This window comes from Cellulosimicrobium sp. Marseille-Q8652 (assembly GCF_965112045.1).
Genome location: NZ_CBCOPS010000001.1, coordinates 2,079,628 through 2,093,364 on the forward strand (window position 1 = coordinate 2,079,628; position 13,737 = coordinate 2,093,364).

16 protein-coding genes are annotated in these 13,737 nt (G+C 75.5%); 8 read left to right on the forward strand and 8 right to left on the reverse strand.

Features of this window, described 5'->3' with window-relative positions; all coding sequences use genetic code 11:
* Window positions 1-29: 29 nt before the first annotated feature.
* The gene (locus ACWPWV_RS09170; protein ID WP_454042615.1) at window positions 30-755 is read left to right on the forward strand and encodes an MOSC domain-containing protein; all 726 of its coding nucleotides are present in this window, start codon (window positions 30-32) and stop codon (window positions 753-755) included.
* A gap of 18 nt (window positions 756-773) precedes the next feature.
* Here the strand turns inward: ACWPWV_RS09170 and ACWPWV_RS09175 are convergent, their stop codons facing one another.
* Window positions 774-1,343 carry a PH domain-containing protein gene (locus tag ACWPWV_RS09175; protein WP_454042616.1) on the reverse strand — a complete coding sequence of 190 codons (570 nt, stop codon included), beginning with the start codon at window positions 1,341-1,343 and terminating at the stop codon, window positions 774-776.
* Window positions 1,344-1,361: 18 nt separating this feature from the next.
* Window positions 1,362-2,006 (reverse strand): histidine phosphatase family protein, encoded by a 645-nt coding sequence (locus ACWPWV_RS09180; protein WP_454042617.1) that lies wholly within the window; start codon window positions 2,004-2,006, stop codon window positions 1,362-1,364.
* Window positions 2,007-2,338: 332 nt separating this feature from the next.
* Here ACWPWV_RS09180 and ACWPWV_RS09185 point away from each other — a divergent pair, with 332 nt between their 5' ends.
* The 3 genes from ACWPWV_RS09185 (at window position 2,339) to ACWPWV_RS09195 (ending at window position 4,028) form a co-directional block, all read left to right on the forward strand.
* Complete coding sequence (locus ACWPWV_RS09185; RefSeq protein ID WP_454042618.1) at window positions 2,339-3,007, forward strand: DinB family protein; 669 nt, start codon at window positions 2,339-2,341, stop codon at window positions 3,005-3,007.
* Window positions 3,008-3,032: 25 nt separating this feature from the next.
* Window positions 3,033-3,707: a DsbA family oxidoreductase gene (locus tag ACWPWV_RS09190; RefSeq protein ID WP_454042619.1), complete on the forward strand. Its 675-nt coding sequence runs from the start codon at window positions 3,033-3,035 to the stop codon at window positions 3,705-3,707.
* 147 nt (window positions 3,708-3,854) lie between these two features.
* On the forward strand, window positions 3,855-4,028 hold the full coding sequence (locus ACWPWV_RS09195) for a hypothetical protein (RefSeq protein WP_454042620.1): 174 nt from the start codon (window positions 3,855-3,857) through the stop codon (window positions 4,026-4,028).
* A gap of 78 nt (window positions 4,029-4,106) precedes the next feature.
* Here the strand turns inward: ACWPWV_RS09195 and ACWPWV_RS09200 are convergent, their stop codons facing one another.
* Window positions 4,107-5,129 (reverse strand): DNA-3-methyladenine glycosylase family protein, encoded by a 1,023-nt coding sequence (locus ACWPWV_RS09200; RefSeq protein WP_454042621.1) that lies wholly within the window; start codon window positions 5,127-5,129, stop codon window positions 4,107-4,109.
* Between the two features lie 178 nt (window positions 5,130-5,307).
* A complete protein-coding gene (locus tag ACWPWV_RS09205) occupies window positions 5,308-5,883 on the reverse strand; it encodes a ribonuclease H family protein (RefSeq protein ID WP_454042622.1) in 576 nt (191 codons plus the stop codon).
* A gap of 212 nt (window positions 5,884-6,095) precedes the next feature.
* On the opposite strand from ACWPWV_RS09205, the gene ACWPWV_RS09210 reads away from it, so the two are divergent.
* Window positions 6,096-6,791 (forward strand): DedA family protein, encoded by a 696-nt coding sequence (locus ACWPWV_RS09210; protein WP_454042623.1) that lies wholly within the window; start codon window positions 6,096-6,098, stop codon window positions 6,789-6,791.
* A gap of 35 nt (window positions 6,792-6,826) precedes the next feature.
* Here ACWPWV_RS09210 and ACWPWV_RS09215 read toward each other — a convergent pair whose 3' ends face one another.
* Window positions 6,827-7,198 (reverse strand): FKBP-type peptidyl-prolyl cis-trans isomerase, encoded by a 372-nt coding sequence (locus ACWPWV_RS09215; protein WP_251149833.1) that lies wholly within the window; start codon window positions 7,196-7,198, stop codon window positions 6,827-6,829.
* A 98-nt stretch (window positions 7,199-7,296) separates the two neighbouring features.
* Between ACWPWV_RS09215 and ACWPWV_RS09220 the strand changes: the two genes are divergently transcribed.
* The 3 genes from ACWPWV_RS09220 to ACWPWV_RS09230 all read left to right on the forward strand — a co-directional run bounded on the left by ACWPWV_RS09220 (window position 7,297) and on the right by ACWPWV_RS09230 (window position 11,744).
* Window positions 7,297-8,415: a VIT1/CCC1 transporter family protein gene (locus ACWPWV_RS09220; protein ID WP_454042624.1), complete on the forward strand. Its 1,119-nt coding sequence runs from the start codon at window positions 7,297-7,299 to the stop codon at window positions 8,413-8,415.
* A 102-nt stretch (window positions 8,416-8,517) separates the two neighbouring features.
* Window positions 8,518-9,744, forward strand: coding sequence for a hypothetical protein (locus tag ACWPWV_RS09225; RefSeq protein ID WP_454042625.1), 1,227 nt, complete (start codon window positions 8,518-8,520; stop codon window positions 9,742-9,744).
* Between the two features lie 80 nt (window positions 9,745-9,824).
* Window positions 9,825-11,744, forward strand: a complete 1,920-nt coding sequence (locus ACWPWV_RS09230) for a hypothetical protein (RefSeq protein ID WP_454042626.1) — start codon at window positions 9,825-9,827, stop codon at window positions 11,742-11,744.
* A gap of 123 nt (window positions 11,745-11,867) precedes the next feature.
* On the opposite strand, the gene ACWPWV_RS09235 is transcribed toward ACWPWV_RS09230, so the two are convergent.
* The 3 genes from ACWPWV_RS09235 to ACWPWV_RS09245 are packed head-to-tail and all read right to left on the reverse strand — an operon-like array spanning window position 11,868 to window position 13,737.
* Window positions 11,868-12,548: a hypothetical protein gene (locus tag ACWPWV_RS09235; protein ID WP_454042627.1), complete on the reverse strand. Its 681-nt coding sequence runs from the start codon at window positions 12,546-12,548 to the stop codon at window positions 11,868-11,870.
* Window positions 12,548-13,378 (reverse strand): ATP-binding cassette domain-containing protein, encoded by an 831-nt coding sequence (locus ACWPWV_RS09240; protein WP_454042628.1) that lies wholly within the window; start codon window positions 13,376-13,378, stop codon window positions 12,548-12,550. Before ACWPWV_RS09240 ends, ACWPWV_RS09235 begins: the two co-directional genes overlap by 1 nt.
* Window positions 13,375-13,737, reverse strand: a complete 363-nt coding sequence (locus ACWPWV_RS09245) for a PadR family transcriptional regulator (protein WP_454042629.1) — start codon at window positions 13,735-13,737, stop codon at window positions 13,375-13,377. Before ACWPWV_RS09245 ends, ACWPWV_RS09240 begins: the two co-directional genes overlap by 4 nt.

The following is a 13,737-nucleotide window of genomic DNA, read 5'->3' on the forward strand; positions in this document are numbered from 1 at the left end:
GACCGTACCCGGGCTGCGACAATCCGAGGATGAGCACCGCGACCACCGCCCCTGTGACCGATCTCGCGTCGTCCGCACCGACGGGCGCGCTGCTCGCGGTGTGCCGCGTGCACGCGCTCCTGCCCGACGCCGGGCCCGTCGGCGTCACGGCCATCGACAAGCGCCCCGTCGACGGCCCGGTCAAGGTGCGCCGCCTCGGCCTCTACGCGGACCTGCAGGCGGACCGCGCGAACCACGGCGGGGAGGACCAGGCCGTGTACGCGTACGGGCAGGACGACGCCGCGTGGTGGGCCGGCGAGCTCGGGCGCGAGGTGACGCCCGGGCTGTTCGGCGAGAACCTGCGCGTGGACGGCATCCCCGTGAGCTCAGCCGTCGTGGGCGAGCGGTGGTCGGTGGGCACGGCGCTGCTCGAGGTGACCCAGCCGCGGACGCCCTGCGCGACGTTCGCGCGGCACCTCGGCGAGGAGCGGTGGGTCAAGAGGTTCGCGGCGGCCAACCGCACCGGCGCGTACCTGCGGGTCGTGCGGTCGGGCGAGCTCCGCGCGGGCGACGCGGTGACCGTCTGCTACCGGCCCGAGCACGGCGTCACGCTCACCGACTGGTTCGGCGCGTGGACCGGCCGGGGCGCGGACCCCGAGCGCGCGGCCGACGTCGCGCGGCGCCTGCTCGCCGCGCACCTCGGCGGCGACACGACCCTCACGGACGAGATGCGCGAGCGCGCCGAGATCGCCGCGGGGCACGGCGTCGAGGACTGACCGGGACCGCTCCGCCGGTCAGCCGTGCTCGGCGCGGGGGATGCGGGGAGCGCGCGGCCCGCGCGGGCCGCGCGGCGGCTCGTTCGGCGGCCACTCGCCGTCGTCCGAGCCGTCGTCGGCGCTGAAGAGGAGGTCGTGCAGGCGGACCTGGACGTTCTCGACGTCGGGGACGTCGTGCAGCTCGAGCCCCGGCTTGTCGGTGGCGTCGGAGATGACGAGCGTCCCGCACCCGAAGAGCCGGTCGATCGGCCCCTTCTCGTAGTTGACGTCGTTGATGCGGTAGAGCGGGATGTCCCGGCCGGTGCGCGTGACGATCCCGCTGCGCAGCGAGATGCGCTTGTTGGTCACGGTGTACTCGGTGGTGCGCCAGCGCAGCCACGGCACGAAGACCCAGATGACGGCCGCGACGAGCGCGACCCCGACGACCACCCACCGCACGACCGCGTCCGGGACGAGGACGACCGCGACGACGACCGCCGCGACGAGGAGAGCCAGCAGGACGAGCGGCCAGAACAGCGCCTTCGCGTGCTCCTTGAGCTCCATGACGACGTGCTCGCCCTCGGTGAGATGCTTCTCGCTCAGTCCCATGGGGAGCATCGTGCCACCTCAGGTCGCGGGCAGGTTCCAGCCCTCGATCGTGCGCAGCCCGTGCCCGTACCCGAGCAGGCAGATCGTCGCCGTGCCGAGCTCGAGCCGGGCGCCGAGAGCGGGGTCGACGCCGAGCCACACCGTGGCCAGCACGCGCAGGACGTGCCCGTGCGCGAAGAGGACGACGTCGCCGCCGTCGCGCAGGGTCGGCTCGACCCGGGCGAGGACCCGGGCGCAGCGGGCGGCCACGTCGTCGAGCGCCTCGCCCCGGTGCCGGTCGGGCGACGACAGCACGTTGACCCCGTCGCGGAAGACGAGCCAGTCGCGCCCCAGCTCGGCGGAGATCTCGCGCGTCGTGCGGCCCTCCACCGGCCCGTAGTCCCACTCGACGAGGTCGTCGTCCGTCGGCACGTCGGCGAACCCCGCGAGGTCCGCCGTGCGGCGCGCGCGCTGGCGCGGGCTGGCGAGCACGACGGCGGGGCGTCGCCCGCGCTCGTCGGCCCACCTCTGCAGCCACACGCCGGCCGCGACGGCCTGCTGCTCGCCCGCGACCGTGAGCGGGATGTCGCTGCGTCCGGTGTGCTTGCCGGTCGCGCTCCACTCGGTCTCCCCGTGCCGGACGAGCACGAGCTGCGGGTCGGGTGCGGTGTCGTTCGCGGTCACGGGACGCCTTCCTGCTCGCGGTCCGAGGGCCTCGGGCCTCCCAGCAGGATCCCTCGCCGGCACCGACGGCGCGCGGCGGGCGGCGGCGCGTCGGCCCGGTCCCGGTCGCCGTCAGCCGGCGACGCCGTCGACCCCGTTGACCGCGAGGAAGCCGACGAGCGCGACGAGGAGCACGACGGCGACCCCGGTGGCGACGAGCAGGACGGTGCGGGGGCGCAGGCGCACGGTGGTTCTCCGGTCGGTTCGGTGGCGTGCCGGCTGGGCGGCGTACCGGTGTGGGCAGGTCGTCCTAGTGTCACCCGGGACAGACGGTCCACGGCGAGGAGGCGGCGATGGCGCACGCGGACGAGGACGGGCCCGGCCACAGCGCCGGAAGTGCGGAGGAGCAGGTCTACGGCAGCCCCGAGTTCGACTGGTCGGTGCTCTCCGTGCCGACGGCGTCCGCGGTCGTCACGGGCCAGCTCGGCTTCTCGTGGCTCGTGCTCGCGGACCGGCTGGCGACGGTGACGCAGGCCGAGCTCGAGTGGGAGCCAGGCCCGGACGCGCTGCGGGTGGTGCGGCGCGGCGAGGAGCGCACGCCCCGCACGCTCGGGCCGGGGGAGTGGGTCATGGAGTGGCCGGCCGGTCCGGAGTCGCCGCAGCCCCGCACGATCGCGTGGCTCGTCGCGCACCTGACCGAGGGGTTCCTCGAGCGCTGGGAGTGGACGTTCGGCGGCCACGAGCGACGGCGCGACACGGTGCCGTTCTCGGGCGAGGTCGGGCCCGCCGTCGACGGACTGCGCGGCGTGGTCGAGCGCTGGCGTGCCGACGTGGAGGCGCTGCCCGACGACGAGGTGTTCACCGTGGGGCTCAGCCAGGCGACGGAGATCGACGCGCAGTCCCCGTTCGCCCACCTCGTCGCGCACATGAACCGCGAGCTGATCCACCACGGCGCGGAGATCATGGTGCTGCAGGACCTGTACCGGGCGTCGCACGTCACAGCGGACCCGGGGAATCGGTGAGCCCGGCACACGGTTGAACCGTCACATGACGCAGAACCCCTCGACGGTGAAGATCGACATCTGGTCCGACGTGGCATGCCCGTGGTGCTACGTGGGCAAGCGGCGCCTCGAGACGGCGCTGGGTCGCCTCGAGGAGAGCGGCTTCGCATCGCGCGTCGAGATCGAGTACCACTCATTCGAGCTCGCCCCGGACACCCCCGTCGACTTCGACGGCACGGAGGTCGACTTCCTCTCCGGGCACAAGGGCATGCCGCGCGAGCAGGTCGAGCAGATGCTCGGTCAGATGACCCAGCTCGCCGCGGCGGAGGGGCTCGCGTACGACTTCGACGCCCTCCAGCACACGAAGACGCTCACCGCCCACGAGCTGCTGCACCACGCGAAGGCGCACGGCAGGCAGGTCGAGATGAAGGAGCGCCTGCTCAAGGCCTACTTCGAGGAGGGGCGGCACGTCGGCCGCGTCGAGGTCCTGGCCGACCTCGCCGCCGAGATCGGCCTCGACCGCGACGAGACCGTGGCCGCGCTCGAGGACGGCCGCTACGCGGACGACGTGCAGGCCGACATCGAGCAGGCCCGCGCCTACGGCATCAACGGCGTCCCGTTCTTCGTCGTCAACGGACGGTACGGAGTCTCAGGTGCCCAGGACCCGGCCGTCTTCGTCCAGGTGCTCGAGCAGGCGGCCGCCGAGGGTGCCGCAGCCTGACGCGCCTGCGACGGAGCGACGCACGTCACAGCCGGTGCGGTGGAGCCGAGACGCGGTATCACCGACACTGGGACGAAGCCAGCACCGCTGCCGGCACCGACTACCGCGTGCACCGGAGCCCGTGAATCCCACGAGGAGGATCTCCCGATGACCGACACCACGCTCTTCCACTCCCTCGCCAACCCGCGCCGCACGACGCTCGTGTCCGTCTCCGCGGCCGAGGCGGCGGCGCCCCAGCACGAGGCCGCGCCGTCGTTCACGATGGTGGGCTCCGACGACGCCGGCGCGTGCGTCGACGGGGTGTGCGCCCTCCCCGAGTGACCGTGAGTGCATGAAATAGTCGCCGGATCGACTGATTCCGGCGACTATTTCATGCACTCAGCGGCTCGGGTGGGTCGGTCAGTTCCGCCGGTGGTCCTGGATCGAGAGCTTCGGTCCACGGCGTGGCGGACGTGCCCTGCCCGAGATCTCGAGCAGCCGCACGACGCGGTAGCGGTGCGGCGCGTAGGGCGCCAGGAGCTCGAGCATGCGCTCGTCGTCCACGCGCTCGCCGACCAGTGCCCACCCCACCGCCTTCGACAGGTGGTAGTCGCCGACGGACACCGCGTCGGCGTCCCCGAGCGCGCGCTGGGCGACCTCGGCCGCGGTCCACACGCCGACGCCCGGGACGAGCCGGAGGCGAGCGTGGGCGGCGGGCGCTCCCTGCGCGTCGAGCACGTCCGCGCACTCCTCGAGCCGTCGCGCGAGGCGTGCCGCCGCCCGGACGGTGCGCGCGCGCCCCGGGTCCACCCCGGCCAGGTGCCAGTCCCAGCTGGGGATGCCCGCCCAGGTCGCGGCGTCGGGCACGACGAGCATCCCCACGCCGCCGGCCGGTCCCGGGGCCGGCTCGCCGTAGCGGCGCACGAGCGAGATCCAGGAACGCCACGCGGCGACGGTCTGCACGCGCTGCTCGAGGATCGCGGGGACGAGCGCCTCGAGCACCCGGCCGGTCCGGGGCACGCGCAGCCCGGCCGCCCGGCGGTGGACGTCCCCGAGCGAGGGCGGCGGGACGAACCCGGTGGCGTCGTCGTGCTCGCCGAGCAGGTGCGGGAGGCCGTCGAGCGCCTCCTCGGCCCCGGGGCCCCACGCGTGGCAGGCGACGGCGGTGGGGCCGGCCTGCGCGAGGCGGCACGTGACCGGGCCGGACGCGAGGCGGCTCGTCCGCCAGACCTCGCCGGACGCCGACACGCGGAAGGTCGGGTCGTACGGACCGCGCACGAGCCGGGCGAGCGTGAGCCGGAGGTCGAGCGGCCGGTCGGACGTGAGGCGCCGGGCGCGCGGCTCGTCCGCGGCGAGCACGGGGTCGGCCACCGGATCCGGGCGAGCACGGTCGACGGGCCCGTGCTCGGCGGGCTCCAGGCCCGTGCTCGGCGCGACGGTCACCGTCCCATGGTCGCACCCGCCCCCGACGCCCGACGCCGCCCCCGACGCCCGACGCCGACCACGACGTCGCCCGCCGCCGAGCACGACCTGGAGGTCGTCTCCGCCGGTTCGGCGACCGTGAGGTCGTTCTCGGCCGGTCCGCCGGTCAGTCGCCGGTCAGTCGCCGGTCAGTCGCCGGTCAGTCGAAGAGCGTGTCCATGCCCCAGTCGGGCGGCGTGGCGCCGGCCTTCGTCGCGGCCGGCACGGCCGAGGGAGCCGGGCGCACGGGCGACCCGGTGGGGTCGCCGAGCTCGGGCACGAGCGTGCCGTCCAGGTCGCCGCGACCGGCGGCCCAGTCCTGGGCGGCGAGGCCGGCGAGCTGGTCCGCCCGCTCGTTGAACGGGTCGCCCACGTGGCCGCGGACCCAGCGGAACCGCACGGGTCCGGCGCGCTCGGTGATCGCCCGGTCGATGGCCTGGACGAGCTCGAGGTTCTTCACGGGCTGGCCGCCCGCGGTCCGCCAGCCCTTGCGCTTCCACGCGACGACCCACTCCGACGCGCACTTGATCGCGTACTGGGAGTCGGACTCGATGAGCAGCGGCTCCGCGCCCGGGTGCGACCGGACGGCCTGGAGCAGGGCCGTGAGCTCCGCGACCTGGTTGGTCCCGCTCACGGCACCGCCGGAGTCGAACGACCCGTCGTGGTTGATCCACGCCCACCCGATCGCCCCGCCGGGGTTGACCAGGCACGAGCCGTCGGTGCTGACAGTGATCACTGCGCTCCTCGATCCACTGTGCTCCTCGATCACGGACGTCCCCGGCCGCAGGCCGCGGTGCGGGGAGGCGAATGCGTCGGGGCACATTGTCTCCCGTCCCCGGGCGTCGTCGTGCACGTGTCCGTCCTGCCGGCGGCTCGGGGTCGCCTCAGGGGAGAACCGGGGGGATACCCCATGGTGGTGCGGTGGTCGCGTCGCCGAGGCTGGGTGACATGGTCACGTGGGTGGGGGAGCTGTGGGGACAGGTCGAGTCGTGGTTGCTCGCGCTCGTCGACTCCGTCTGGGCGCTGCCGACGCTCTTCGCGACGACCGCCGCCGACGGGTTCTTCCCGCCGGTGCCGGGCGAGACCGTCATCGTCATGCTCGCGGTCGGGGCCCAGTCCGGCGGCGGCGTCGCCTGGGGTCTCGTCCTGCTGGTCGCGGCGCTCGGCGCGTGGTGCGGCGACCAGCTCGCGTTCGCGCTCGGCCGCGCGCTGGGGACCCGTGCCCTGCCGGTCCTGCGCGGGGGTCGCGGGCAGCGCGCCGTGGGCTGGGCGACGCGGGCGCTCGACCGCCGCGGGGCGTCGGTCGTGCTCGCCGCGCGGTTCGTGCCCGTCGGGCGGACGGCCGTCAACGTCACCGCCGGTGCCGTGGGGTTCTCCCGACGGCGCTTCATGCTGCTCTCGGCGGTGGCGTCCGGCCTGTGGGCCGCGTACTCCGTCGCGATCGGCACGCTCGCGGCCGCGTGGCTGGGCGACAGCCCGCTCCTCGCCGTGGTCGTCGGCGTCGCCGGTGGGGTGCTCCTCGGCGTCGTCGTCGACGCGGTGGTCCGGCTGGTCGCGGCCGGCCGCGCGCCGGCACCCGCGGCGGCGGTGCGGCCGGCGGACGCCGACGCCGCGCTCGTCCCGTGCGGGAGGGCCGCGGGGTAGGGCCCCGGTCGCGACCGGGGCCCCACCCCGGTGGGTCAGGAGACGCCGAGCAGGTCGATGACGAAGATCAGCGTCTTGCCGGACAGGCGGTGGCCGCCGCCGGCCGGGCCGTAGGCGAGCTCCGGCGGCACGACGAGCTTGCGGCGCCCGCCGACCTTCATGCCGGGGATGCCCTGCTGCCAGCCCGCGATGAGGCTGCGCAGCGGGAAGTTGATCGACTGCCCGCGGTTCCACGACGCGTCGAACTCGTCGCCGGTCTCGTACTCGACGCCGAGGTAGTGGACGTCGACGGTCGAGCCGGGGGTGGCCTCGGGTCCGTCGCCGACGACGACGTCCTCGACGACGAGCTCGGTGGGTGCGGGCCCTTCGGGCGCGTCGATCTCGGGGCGTTCAGGCTGTGTGGTCATGTCGTCGATCCAACCACGGACGACGCCCGCCGGGCGCCCCCGTCCTCGCGTTCGGGGAGGCGAAACACCGCGGCGGGCAGAATCGCCATCATGGAGGCATGGCCTCCACCCCCGAACCTCCCTCCGGCGCGCCCGCGAGCCCGGTCGCGGACCGCGGCCGGAGCGCGCGCGACGTGCGCCGCTGGCGCCGGTATCTCGCCGACGAGCGCGCGGAGGCGGCGTCGTACCGCGACCTCGCGAGCCGGCGCAGCGGCGAGGAGCGCGAGATCCTCCTCGCCCTGGCCGACGCCGAGGGCCGCCACGAGCAGCACTGGCTCGACCTCCTCGGCACGGACGTCGGGCGGCCGCTGCGCGGCGACTGGCGCAGCCGGAGCCTGGGCTGGCTCGCACGGCGCTTCGGTGGCGTGTTCGTCCTCGCGCTCGCGCAGCGGGCCGAGGCGCGCTCGGCGTACGAGACCGACGCGGACGCGACGGCGAGGATGGCCGCGGACGAGCGCATCCACGAGGAGGTCGTGCGCGGACTCGCGACCCGGGGGCGGAACCGCATGTCGGGGACGTTCCGCGCCGCCGTGTTCGGGGCCAACGACGGGCTCGTGTCCAACCTCGCCCTGATCCTCGGCATCGGGGCGTCGGGCGCATCGAACCAGACGGTCCTGCTCTCCGGGCTCGCCGGGCTCCTCGCCGGAGCGCTGTCGATGGGTGCGGGCGAGTACGTGTCGGTGCGCTCGCAGCGCGAGCTCCTCGACGCGTCGACGCCGAGCCCGCACGCGTCTGCCGCGCTGCCCGACCTCGACGTCGACGCGAACGAGCTCGCGCTGGTCTACCGGGCGCGCGGCATGACGGCGGGCGAGGCCGAGGCGCACGCGTCCGAGGTGCTCTCGACCTACACGGCGCAGACGGAGATCGCGCCCGCTCCGGCGGTCGACGAGCACGAGACGCACGGCACGGCGATCGGTGCGGCGGTGTCGTCGTTCCTCTTCTTCGCGTCGGGCGCGCTCATCCCGGTCCTGCCGTACCTGCTGGGCCTGACCGGCGCGGCAGCGATCGCCGTCGCGGCCGGGCTCGTCGGGATCGCCCTCCTGGCCACCGGCGCCACGGTGGGCCTCCTGTCCGGCACGTCTCCCGTGACCCGGGCGCTGCGGCAGGTCGCCATCGGGTTCGGCGCGGCGCTCGCCACCTACCTCCTCGGACGGGTGTTCGGGGCAACGGTCGGGTGAAATCCGGTGCGTCGGGTGGTGGGACACGCGTCCCTCTGCCTACCGTGGCCCGGACCGGTCCTGCGACGGGCCGGTCGTGTGGCATCGACTCAGGGGACGGTCGTGGACGAGACGCAGGTTCAGCAGCGCAGACGCTCCGGCGTCCGCCGCTGGGCGCTGCGCGGCCTGCTGGCCCTCGGCGGCGTGGGCGTCGGCCTCGGCCTGACCGTCGCGACCGCCGGAGGTGCTGCCGCGTCCGACCGTGACCCGCTGGGCCTCGGCGGGGTCCTCGACCCCGTGACCTCGACGGTGCAGGCCGTCGTCGAGCCGGTGGTCGAGCACGTCGTGGACCCGGTCGCCGCACCGGTCGTGCAGCACGTCGTCGAGCCCGTGGTGCACGACGTCGTGGCGCCCGTCGCCGCGCCCGTCACCCCCGTGGTCGAGGCGGTCGCCGAGCCCGTGGCTCCCGTGGTGGAGCAGGTGGTGGAGCCCGTCGCCCCCGTCGTCGACGCCGTGGCCCAGCCGGTCGCTCCCGTGGTGGAGCAGGTGGTGGAGCCCGTCGCCCCGGTCGTCGGGGCGGTGACGGAGCCCGTCGCTCCCGTCGTCCGCCCGGTCGTCGGCGCGGTCGAGCCCGTCACCACGCCGGCCCTCGACACCGTGACCGACGTCGTCACCCCCGTGGTCGACGCTCTCGCGCCGGTCCTCGACCCGGTCCTGGCGGCGACCGCCCCGCTGGCGCCCGTGACCACGCCGGTCCTCGACCTGCTCGCGCCGGTGACCGACGAGCTGGCTCCGATCACCGACCCGGTCCTCGGCCCGATCACCGGGCCCCTCGCACCGGTCGACCCCCTCGCGCCGCTGCTGCCGCAGGCACCGGGGCCCGGTGGCGCCGGCCCGGGGACCCCCGGCGTGCCGGCGCCCCCGGCAGGCTCGACCTCCCCGCCGTCGGGCGCCTCCGTCGCCCCTGCGGCAGCGACGGCTGCCGCCGTGCCCGTGAGCGTGGCGGCGGCGTCGCCCGCGCGCGGGGACGGTGCCCCTGGTGCGTTCGCCGCGCCGGGTTCGCCCGTGACGCCCGACGTCGCCCGCCAGGGCCTCCCGGAGGCCGCGGTCGCGACGCCGACCGGCGCGTCCGGGACCGACGGCGGGCACCACGGTCCCGCGGACGGGACCCTCGGCACCGCGCCCGCGCCGTCGGGCAGCGCGACTCCGCGCACGGCCGGCGGCGGCGCCGACGCGGCGCTCGGCGCCCACGCGGCCCTGGCGGCCCCCGACTCCTGGACCGTCGTCGTCGACGACGCGCGGTCCGCCCACCCGTCGACCTTCTTCGAGGTCCCGGTCTCTCCTGCCTGAGGCGGTCGCGCCGTGCCCCGAGCACGGCACGCGACCCGGCGCACCGAGCGCCACCACCTCAGACCAGGAAAGAGCACACCATGCACATCTTCGTCCGGCGTGCGCTGCGCACAGCGCTCGTCACAGGCGGCCTGCTGGCCGTCGGGGCCGGAGCGGCCCACGCTGCCGAGGGCGACCTCCTCGGCGATCTCGGGATCGACGTCTCGGTCGACGCTCCGTCGAGCGACGTCGCGGACGTCCTGCCCGACGTCTCGGTCGACGTCCCCGTGGACGTGCCGATCTCCGTGTCCGACGTCGCGGTGGGGGTCGTCGGCGACGCGAGCGTCGCCCCGACCGTGGTCCCCGCCCCGGCACCCGAGGCGGCCCCCGCACCGGCAGCGGAGGCGCCACCCGCACCCGCGGCAGAGCCCGCGGGCATCGACGTGGACGTGCCGGTGACCGTCCCGGTGGACGTCTCCGGCGTCGCCGTGGGCGTCCTCGGCGACGCCGCGGTGGAGTCCGCACCGGAGCCCGCGGCTCCGGCTCCCGCCCCGTCGCAGGACGCACCGGCGGAACCCGCCGCAGCAGCTCCCGGCGTGGACGTCGACGTCCCGGTGACCGTCCCGGTCGACGTGTCCGGTGTCGCGGTCGGCGTCCTCGGTGACGCGACGGCGACCTCGTCGGCGGACCCCGCCGTCGCGGTCCCGGCCCCTGCGCCGCAGGGCTCGGACCCGGGCGAGCAGCCGGCCGGACCCGCCGACGTGGACGTCGACGCGCCGGTCACGATCCCCGTGGACCTGTCCGGCGTCGCGGTCGGCGTCCTCGGCGACGCGAGCGTGACGCAGCCCGCGACGGGCGGAGGAGCGGGCGCGCCCGCGTCGCCGCCCGCGCAGGGTGACGCGGGGGCCGTCGACGTCGACGCGCCGGTGACCGTGCCGGTGGACGTGTCGGGCGTCGCGGTCGGCGTCCTGGGCGACGCGGTGGTGACCTCCCCGGCGGAGGGCGCCGCGGGCGAGACCCCGGCACCGGGCGGCACGACCACCGACGACACCTCGTCCGACGTGGACGTCGACGCACCGGTCACGATCCCGGTGGACGTGTCCGACGTGGCGATCGGCGTGGTCGGCGACGCGGCCGTCGGTTCGGGCTCCGGCTCCGGCTCCGGCTCGGGTTCGGGTCCGGGGACGGGCGGTGACGGTGCCATGGGCGACGACGACGGCCTGCTCGACGACCTCCTCGGCGCGGGCGGCCTCGTGGACGACCTCCTCGGGAACGGTGACGGTACCGACGGTGTCCTCGACGGCGTCCTCGGTGACGGCGGTCTGGTCGACGACCTGCTGGGCGACGGCCTGGTCGGCGGTGGGGACACCGGCGGTCTGCTGGACGGGGTGGTCGGTGACGGCGGCCTGCTGGACGGCGTCGTCGGCGACGGCGGTCTGGTCGACGCGCTGCCCGACCTCGACGTCGACGTGCCGGTGACGGTCCCGGTCGACGTCTCCTGCATCGGCGTGGGGCTCCTGGGCGACGCGACCGCCGCCTGCCCGGCCGCCGTCGTCCCGACGGACCCGGTCGACCCGACCGACCCGACCGACCCGACGGACCCCACCGACCCGACGGACCCGACGGACCCGACGGACCCGGTCGACCCGACGGACCCGACGGACCCGACGGACCCGACGGACCCGGTCGACCCGACGGACCCGACGGACCCGACGGACCCGACGGACCCGACCGACCCCACAGGCACGGGCGGCTCGGACGGCACGGTGATCCGGGTGCAGTACCCGACCGGCTCGGGGAGCGGTGCCGTGACGACCGGTGGGGTCGGCGCGGCGGGTCCGGTGGTCGCCGCGTCGGGGCCGACGGCTCTCGCGACGACGGGCGCCGGCGGTGACGACCTCGGTCTGCTGCTCATGGCCGGCGGGCTCACGCTCGTCGGGCTGGTGATGCGACGCCTGCGCCGCAAGCCGTGGCTCGCCGACCCGGACGCGTACGTCCCGGTGTTCACCGAGCGGGGCTGACCTCACCGGGTGACGGGACCGCCCGGGCCTCGCGCCCGGGCGGTCTCCGCGGTGCGGTCGTGCAGGATACGGCCGGGGGCGGACGACGTGACCGTCCGGGTGCGACCTCGGCCCGGCCCGCCCTCACGAGGGAGGGCGGATCTCGGCGGGGCGGAGCCGCACGATGCTCACGACCCACGCGACGAGGACGCAGAGCGTGGCGGCGAGGGCGAAGTGGACCAGACCCGCGGCGAGGGTGTCGGTGCCGGTGCTGCCGTCGATGGCATAGCCGGACAGCTCCCGGGTGGACCACAGCGGCAGGAGCCTGGCGAGCGACCCCGCAGGGTCGACCAGGAGCTGGAGCGACATGATCGACAGCAGCGCGAGCGCCCCCTCGAGCTCGCGCGTGATGACCAGGCTGACGAGCGCGCCCAGGGGCACGGCGACGCACACCGTGGTGGCCAGGAGCAGCGCGACGCCGCCCAGACGTGGCAGGTCGCCCTGGGTGAGCGTGACGAGACCGAAGTAGACACCCGCCATGACGAGCCCGACGGCGAGCAGCGCGAGCTGCCGGCCGAAGAAGAGGGCGGTGGGACGTGCGCCGACGACGCTGAGACGCCGGTCGAGGTGGCGTGAGCCGACGTGGCTGAACAGCGACAGCGTCGCGACCGCCCAGCCGATCCCGATGGCGAGGAACCGGATCGCCTGCCAGTGCACGTCGAGGCGGACCAGGTAGAAGACCAGCGGGAGCAGGAGGACGAGCAGCAGCGCGACGCGGCGCCTGCTCATCTCGCGCAGGCTGGTCGTCGCGACGGTCAGGAGCATCACGTCTCCTCCACCGGGGCCAGCTCGAGCACGTGGTCGACCCGGTCCAGGTCGTGCAGCAGGTGCGTCACGACGAGGACCCCCGCACCGGCGTCCCGCCAGCGGAACAGCTGGTCCCAGAGGTCGAGGTACGAGTCCTGGTCGAAGCCCTGGTAGGGCTCGTCCAGCAGGATCAGGTCGGGACGCCCGAGCTCGCCGAGGACGACGTTGAGCTTCTGCTGCGTCCCACCCGACAGCTGCGCGACGACGCCGTCCTTGCGCGCCCGCCACCCCAGCCGGGCGGCGAGGTGCTCACCGAGCGCCACCGACCTCCGGGCGTCCATCCGGTGCGCTGCTCCGAAGAGCCGGAAGTGCTCCGAGGGTGTCAGCAGAGGGGCGACGCCGTTCTGCTGCGGCGCGTACCCGATCCGCCCGGTGCGCTCGACCGTCCCGGACGAGGGCCTCGTCGACCCGGCGCAGATGTTGAGCAGCGTCGACTTCCCGGAGCCGTTGGCGCCCACGACCGCGGCCACCTCGCCTGCCCGGAGGGTGAGGTCGACGTCGCGCAGGACGTGTCGCCGCCGGTAGCGCTTGGACACGCCCAGCAGCCGCAGGACGACGGGGCCGAGCACGCGCGGCAGCGGCGCCGCGGCGGCGGAGCCGGACCGTGCGGCCTGTGCCAGCGTCCCGGCGTAGGCGACGGCGGGCCCGTACATCGAGGCCGGCTCGACGTCGGCGGCCCGGGACTCGGACAGGGCGTCCTCGGCGAGCTCGTCGGCCTGGCGGACGCCGATCCCCAGGTCGGTCAGGCGGCCACGCAGCTGCCTCGCCCACTCCTCGGCCGTCGTCATGGCGTCGCGCCGTCCCGGGTCGCCGCGGCCTCCGAGGGCGTCACGACGGCGTCCACCGCGGTGCGGAACTGACGCCACGCCACGCGGCGTTCCCGGACGGCCGCGCGGCCGTCGTCGGTCAGCTCGTAGTACTTGCGCGGTGGACCGGAGGTGGACGGCTCCTTCTCGGTGCGCACGAGGCCCTGCGTCTCCAGGCGCAGGAGCGCCGGGTACAGCGTCCCGCCCGGGACCTCGTCGAACCCGGCCCGCACGAGCCTCTCGACGAGGCCTCGTCCGTAGTCCCTGCTCTCGTCGAGCAGGGACAGGAGGCACGCGTCGAGAAGCCCGTGGAGCCACTGCTGCCGCACGGTACGGGTCAC